The following is a 6795-nucleotide window of genomic DNA, read 5'->3' on the forward strand; positions in this document are numbered from 1 at the left end:
CGATATGACAACGCACGCCGCCGTGCAAGACACCTCAAGGGCCGATCGCCTCGCCAAGCTGGACGCCGCGCAGCTCTACGTCTGCACCGACGCCCGTCGTGTGCAGGGCGACCTCCCGGAGTTCCTGGAGGCTGCGTATGCCGGGGGAGTCGACATCATCCAGCTGCGCGACAAGGGCCTCGAGGCCCGCGCGGAGCTCGAAGCCCTCGAGATCCTCCGCGAGGCGGCCCACCGTCACGGAAAACTGTTCTCGGTCAACGACCGAGCCGATGTCGCCCTCCTCGTCGGTGCAGATGTCTTCCACGTCGGCCAGGGTGATCTCACGAGTGCGCAGGCCCGCGCGGTGCTCGGTGGCGATGTCATCCTGGGTCGGTCGACGCATTCGATCGAGCAGGCCACCGCCGCCGAGGCTGACCCCGAGATCGACTACTACTGCGTCGGTCCCGTCTGGGAGACCCCGACCAAACCCGGCCGTCCCGCGATCGGCCTCGACCCGATCCGTGACGTGTCGACGACGGCGAGCAGACCGTGGTTCGCGATCGGTGGGATCAATTCCCCGGATCGCCTCGCCGAGGTGGTCGCCGCCGGAGCACAGCGTATCGTCGTCGTCCGCGCGGTGACCGGGGCAGACGATCCCGGTGCCGCGGCAGCCGACCTCAAACAGAAACTGAGCACCATGAAGGGACAGCAGTGAGGATCCTCATCGCCGGAGCCGGCGCCACTGGCGGAGCATTCGGAACCCGTCTGTTCGAGGCCGGACGCGACGTGACATTCCTCGTCCGGCCCACACGAGCCGAGAAGATGCGCGCGAACGGCCTGCGCTTCGCTGCGCCCGGCGAGGACCGGACCAACACCGTCCCCGTGGTCACCGCGGCCGAGCTGGCTGAGCACAGCGACCCGAGCGCCGACCTCATCATCGTCGCGGTCAAAGCCAACGGGCTCGAGTCGGTCATTGCAGACCTCACCCCGGCGGTGGGTGCGAACACCATGATCATCCCGTTCCTCAACGGCATGGCGCAGATCGATCTGCTCGAGGCGAAGTTCCCGGGCCAGGTGCTCGGCGGACTCGTCAAGATCGTCGGAACCATCAAAGACGAGGCGATCGTTCAGATGACCGACATGGCCATCATGACCATCGGCACGCTCAATAGCAGTCCGATGCCGACTGCGATCGCCGAGGCGCTCGAGGTGCCTGGGTACAAGCTACAGATCCTCGATCGGATTAACGACGCGCTGTGGGAGAAGTGGATCTTCATCGCCGCGGCCGGGGTCGTCACGTGCCTCTTCCGGGCACCGATCGGACCGATCATGGCCGCCGGCGGCCAGCCGCACGTCATCGCCATCGTCGACGAGCTCGAAGCCATCGCCGCCGCTGCGGGGCACCCGATCTCGGAGAAGGGCAGAGCGATGACTCTGTCGATGCTCACCGAGGAGGGCTCAGCGTTCACCTCGTCGCTCTACCGCGACGTCACGGCAGGACTGCCGAGCGAAACGGAGCACATCCTCGGCGATCTGGCGCGGACGGCGCACGACCTGGGAGTCGAGACGCCGCTGCTCGACCTCACACTTGTGCAGCTGCGGGCTGGAGAGTCGGCGCACTGATCTGCGTGGCGGTGTAGGACTGCGCCACGGCGTTGATCTCTTCGACGCCCAATCGCAGCATGTTGAGGTACGACTCGTTCGGGGTTCTGTGGGTGACATCATCCGACCCGTGCGGGGCGGTGAAGGTCACCACCGGAATCGAATCCCTGCGGTCGAGGACCAGAAGCGTTTCGTAACCGCCGGGTCCCACCGAATGCGATGAACCGACGGGGAGGTCGAACGCGAGTCTCTCCAGGGGATTGTCCGCACTCGGCGGCCGATTCATCTCCTGATCGGCGATGTCGGCGAACTGTGCGGCGGTGAGGAGGTAGGCCTTGGCCGGGGTCGGGCCGGGCACGTTGTGGTCGTAGAACGCCATTCCGCCGCCGCCCCACACTTTCGAGCGTCCGGCGAAGTAGATCGAGCCGGGAAGTTCGAGGGCGATCTCCTGGGCGGGGAAAGCGGGGTTCCTCGCGCCGGGATAGGTGACGAAGGCACCCGGTGGCCGGCCGCCCTGCAGATAGCAGGCGAGCCTGTCACGAAACATGTTCGAACCGTAGCTGACATACCACACGAGTGCTTGAGACATCCCTTTAATCATGCCACGACGACGGCTGGGGCTGTCCAATCCGCAGAGCGATATTCCCCTATAAACGAACAACTGGGAATATCTTCCATGCTGATCCCGCCTGCGAGAAGCAGCATGAGGTGATTAGACTCGACCGCCAGGGAGCGTCGGACCCTGTGATGGTCGCAGGGTCTGATCCCGAATGAGTTTCAGCGCTGAACCAGAGGAGAACTATGAAGCGGCAGCTGCCCGACGTGAAAGAACTTGCCCCACTGCTGCAGTTCGGTCTGCCGCGATTGGACCGAGTCGCCGCACGGCTCGACTCGGCGGCCGATATCTGGGATCTGCGCAGGATCGCCAAACGGGTGACGCCCACGGCTCCCTTCGACTACGTCGACGGCGGGGCACTCGACGAACACACGCTGCGGAAGAACCGGCAGGTCTTCGCTGACGTCGAACTGCTCCCTCGCATCCTGCACGGTGTCGACGCGCCGACCACGGCGACGACGATCGCCGGTCAGAACGTCGACCTGCCTTTCGGCATCGCCCCGACCGGGTACACGCGAATGATGCACTCCGAGGGAGAGATCGCCGGCGTCCGCGCCGCAACGAAGGCCGGGATTCCGTTCTCCCTGTCGACGATGGGGACACGGTCGATCGAAGAGGTCGCGCAGGCGGCCCCGGGATCCACTCGGTGGTTCCAGCTCTACCTGTGGAAGGACCGCGAGCGCAGCCTCGACCTTCTCCAGCGCGCCCAGGCCAGCGGGTACGAGACACTTCTCGTCACCGTCGACACTCCGATCACCGGGCAGCGTCTGCGCGATGACCGCAACGGGCTCTCGATCCCACCGAAGCTGACCCTGAAGACGATCGTCGACGCCTCCTACCGGCCCGGATGGTGGTTCAACTTCCTCACCACCGAGCCACCGAAGTACGCTTCCCTGTCCAACACTTCTCAGTCCTTAGCTGAGATGACTAAGACCATGTTCGATCCCACCCTGGATCTCGATGACCTCAAGTGGATCCGCGAACAGTGGAAAGGCAGACTCTTCGTCAAGGGTGTGCTCACCGCCGACGATGCCAGCCGAGCGCGGTCCATCGGCGCCGACGGTCTCGTCGTGTCCAATCACGGAGGCCGCCAACTCGATCGAGCACCCGACTCGCTGACGGCGTTGGCAGAGGTGCGCGCGGCCGTCGGTGAGGACATGGAACTCATCCTCGACTCCGGAATCATGTCGGGCACCGACGTTGTGACGGCACTGTGCGCCGGAGCGGACTTCGTCCTCATCGGCCGGGCCTACCTCTACGGACTCATGGCCGGAGGACAGCGCGGCGTGGAGAAGGCCATCGACCTGATCCGAGCGGAGATCCTGACTGCCATGGGCCTGATGGGCGCCCGGACGATCGCCGACCTCGGGCCGAACCTCGCGAGAGGTCTGCCGCGCCCCGCTCAGAGTGTGTCGACGCTTCCCGAGGTGCGCAGCCCCGACATCTGAATGTGGTAAAAATGGCCGGGGCCCGAACGGGACACCGGTCGCACGAGAGTCAAGGGACACGATGAACGAAGCAGCCACCTCGGCGAGGGAGAACCGCGAACTCAAACGGGGGCTGAAGTCCCGGCACCTGCAGATGATCGCGATCGGCGGTGCCATCGGCACCGGCCTGTTCCTCGGGTCTGGCGGCACGATCTCCCAAGCTGGCCCCGGCGGTGCGCTGCTCGCGTACGCGGCCATCGGCGTCATGGTCCTCTTCGTCATGCAGTCCCTGGGTGAGATGTCGACTCATCTGCCCGTGGCCGGCTCATTCCACACCTACGGCTCGAAGTACGTCAGCCCCTCATTCGGGTTCGCCATGGGCTGGAACTACTGGTTCAACTGGGCGATCACCCTCGCCGCTGAACTCGTCGCGGCCGGCGTCATCATGTCCTTCTGGCTGCCCGACGTGCCGTCCTGGGTCTGGGCCGCGATCTTCCTCATCCTGCTCTCCGGGCTCAATTTCCTCTCGGCGAAGGCCTTCGGTGAAGGCGAGTTCTGGTTCGCCGCGATCAAGGTCATCGCGGTGCTGGCATTCCTCGTCCTCGGCGTGCTCATGATCGTCGGCATCATCGGCGGCGAGTCGCCGGGGATGAGCAACTGGACGAAAGGCGAGGCTCCGTTTGTGGGCGGCTGGGTTTCGATCATCAGCGTGTTCATGATCGCCGGTTTCTCGTTCCAGGGCACTGAACTCGTCGGCGTCACGGCCGGAGAATCCGCCAACCCCCGCCGCGATATGCCGCGAGCCATCCGCACCGTGTTCTGGCGCATCATGCTCTTCTACATCGGCGCGATCGCGGTCATCGGCTTCCTCTTGCCCTACACCGACCCCTCCCTGCTGACCTCGGCCAACAGCGAAGACGTCACGGCATCGCCCTTCACCCTCGTCTTCGAACGTGCAGGCATCGCCGTGGCCGCGTCCGTGATGAACGCCGTCATCCTCACTGCGATCCTCTCGGCCGGCAATTCGGGCCTCTACGCCTCGACCCGCATGCTCTATGCGATGGCCAAAGAGGGAACCGCGCCGAGGCTGTTCGCCCGCCTCAATGAACGCGGAGTTCCCGTCATGGCTCTGTTGGCCACGGCCGTCATCGGCCTGTTCGGATTCCTGTCGGAGGTGATGGGCGACGGCGGTGCCTACACCTGGCTGATCAATGTCTCCGGACTCTCCGGCTTCATCGTCTGGGTCGGCATCGCCTGGTGTCACTTCCGGTTCCGCCGCGCCTACGTCAAGCAGGGCCACGACGTCGCCGATCTGCCCTACCGGGCGCCCCTGTTCCCGGTCGGTCCGATCATCGCGCTCATCATGCTCGTGGTCGTCATCATCGGTCAAAACGTCCAAGCCGTCGTCGAGGGACGCGTCCTCGAGGTCGCCTCGGCCTACATCGGACTGCCGGCCTTCCTGCTGCTGTGGCTCATCCACCGCCTGGTCACCGGCCGGCGTTCGCGCACAGTCGCACTCGATGAGATGGACGTCGACGGCCTCGAGATCACCCCGACCACCGCACAGGACCGGCCGGGCGTGGCAGGGCACTGATTCGATGTATTAAGCTAGGCTCGCCTAACTTAATCGAAGAAGGATTCCATGCGCAGACTCATCGCCCCAGTACTCGCCACGTTGCTCGTGCTCTCCGGATGCTCCGGCGGGGGAGGCGAAGCCGAGAAGACCGCATCGGGACCCAGCGTCGAGACGAAGTTCGGCTCGATCGAAGTCCCGAAGGACCCACAGAAGGTCGTGGCCCTGGGATGGGGTGATGCGGAGACTGCTCTGGCGCTCGGCGTTCAGCCCGTGGGTGCCTCTGACTGGGTCGAATTCGGCGGCAAGGGAGTCGGCCCGTGGGCTGAGGACCTCTACGACAAGGCACCGACGCTCATCAAGACGATGGAACCCGACTATGAGGCGATCGCGGCCCTCGAGCCTGACGTCATTCTTGATACGAAGAGCTCCGGTGACAAGAAGCGCTACGACCGTCTCAGCGAGATTGCTCCGACCGTCGACGTGCCCAAGGGCGGCGACAACTACCTCACGTCCATGGACCAGCAGGTGACGATGGTGGCGAAGGCTCTCGGTAAGGACGAAGAGGGCAGGAAGGCTCTGGCCGACCTCGACACGACGTTCGACGAAGCGAAGTCGGCCCACCCCGAATTCGACGGGAAGTCCGTCACCGTGGCGGCCAAGACCTCGGAAGGCTGGGGTGCCTACGTCGAAGGTACCGAGCGCGTGCAGTTCATGGAGAACCTCGGGTTCACACAGTCGAAGAAGATCGCGGCCCTCAAATCGGAGAACTTCACGGCACCGGTCTCCGAGGAGAACCTCGACGACCTCGACGCGGATCTTCTCGTGACGTTCCCGATCTACATCCCGGACACCGAGGTCACATCCGACGCGGCCTTCAAACGCATTCCCGCCGTCAAGGACGGCCGCAGCCTCGTCCTCACCGACGACCTCGACGAGGTCCGGAAGGCATTCTCACTGAACTCCGTGCTCTCGGCGTCCTACGCCGCGGAGAAGATGCCCGACCTCATCGCGAAGGCGACGAAGTAGCGCGCCACGCGTCGAGGCCGATGTCGATGATGCGGGCATGGCGGATATCGGCCAGTGAGTCGATCGGCAGCCATTCGGCGCGGTCCGTCGTCCCGTCGACCTCGAGCGTGCCCAACGTGCCGCCGGTGATGGCAGCCTGGTAGACGACGCGCACCCCTTTGAACGGGCGAGGCGCACTCCTGCCGCGAGCGACGTTGTTGCGGTTCTCCGTGAACGTATGCGTGGTCAGGGGGCGGACGAGTTCGGCATCGAACCCGGTCTCCTCCTTGATCTCGCGGATCGTCCCGGTCTCGATGCTCTCGTGGAATTCGATTCCGCCGCCGGGCAGAGTCCAGAGTGCATGGGCGGGTTCGCTGCCGCCGTTGAACCAGCTGAGCAGGATTTCCTGGTCGTCGTTGACGATCACCGCGTAACCGGCAAGTCGTGTGTCGTAGTCGGAGAAGTGCATGGACTCACCCTACCTGCGCGTACCTCCGGAGTGCCTCATGTCAATACCCCCGGCTAATGAGGGTCGTGCCTCACACAAATTATCCCCGGGAACAACTCTCACCCCACCCGACTCGGCCTGA

7 protein-coding genes are annotated in these 6795 nt (G+C 64.7%); 5 read left to right on the forward strand and 2 right to left on the reverse strand.

The genetic code is table 11. The annotated features are described in order from the left end of the window. Nucleotides 1–4 precede the first annotated feature (4 nt). Both thiE and MPN20_RS13995 read left to right on the forward strand, forming a co-directional pair. A complete protein-coding gene (thiE, locus tag MPN20_RS13990; RefSeq protein ID WP_242783108.1) occupies nt 5–694 on the forward strand; it encodes a thiamine phosphate synthase in 690 nt (229 codons plus the stop codon). Continuing rightward, nucleotides 691–1602 (forward strand): 2-dehydropantoate 2-reductase, encoded by a 912-nt coding sequence (locus MPN20_RS13995; protein ID WP_242783097.1) that lies wholly within the window; start codon nt 691–693, stop codon nt 1600–1602. Before thiE ends, MPN20_RS13995 begins: the two co-directional genes overlap by 4 nt. Here the strand turns inward: MPN20_RS13995 and MPN20_RS14000 are convergent. Next, nucleotides 1562–2170: a histone deacetylase gene (locus MPN20_RS14000; protein ID WP_242783099.1), complete on the reverse strand. Its 609-nt coding sequence runs from the start codon at nt 2168–2170 to the stop codon at nt 1562–1564. The two genes, MPN20_RS13995 and MPN20_RS14000, sit on opposite strands and share 41 nt — an antisense overlap. A gap of 212 nt (nt 2171–2382) precedes the next feature. On the opposite strand from MPN20_RS14000, the gene MPN20_RS14005 reads away from it, so the two are divergent. The 3 genes from MPN20_RS14005 (at nt 2383) to MPN20_RS14015 (ending at nt 6226) form a co-directional block, all read left to right on the forward strand. Beyond that, nucleotides 2383–3645, forward strand: a complete 1263-nt coding sequence (locus MPN20_RS14005) for an alpha-hydroxy acid oxidase (RefSeq protein ID WP_242783101.1) — start codon at nt 2383–2385, stop codon at nt 3643–3645. A 61-nt stretch (nt 3646–3706) separates the two neighbouring features. After that, nucleotides 3707–5218 (forward strand): amino acid permease, encoded by a 1512-nt coding sequence (locus tag MPN20_RS14010; RefSeq protein WP_242783103.1) that lies wholly within the window; start codon nt 3707–3709, stop codon nt 5216–5218. 48 nt (nt 5219–5266) lie between these two features. Next, nucleotides 5267–6226 (forward strand): iron-siderophore ABC transporter substrate-binding protein, encoded by a 960-nt coding sequence (locus tag MPN20_RS14015; protein ID WP_242783104.1) that lies wholly within the window; start codon nt 5267–5269, stop codon nt 6224–6226. Here MPN20_RS14015 and MPN20_RS14020 read toward each other — a convergent pair. Further along, nucleotides 6204–6674 (reverse strand): NUDIX domain-containing protein, encoded by a 471-nt coding sequence (locus tag MPN20_RS14020; protein ID WP_242783106.1) that lies wholly within the window; start codon nt 6672–6674, stop codon nt 6204–6206. The two genes, MPN20_RS14015 and MPN20_RS14020, sit on opposite strands and share 23 nt — an antisense overlap. Between the last annotated feature and the right edge of the window lie 121 nt (nt 6675–6795).

Origin of the sequence: Brevibacterium sp. ZH18 (assembly GCF_022748595.1) — a bacterium.
Classification (GTDB): Bacteria; Actinomycetota; Actinomycetes; order Actinomycetales; family Brevibacteriaceae; genus Brevibacterium.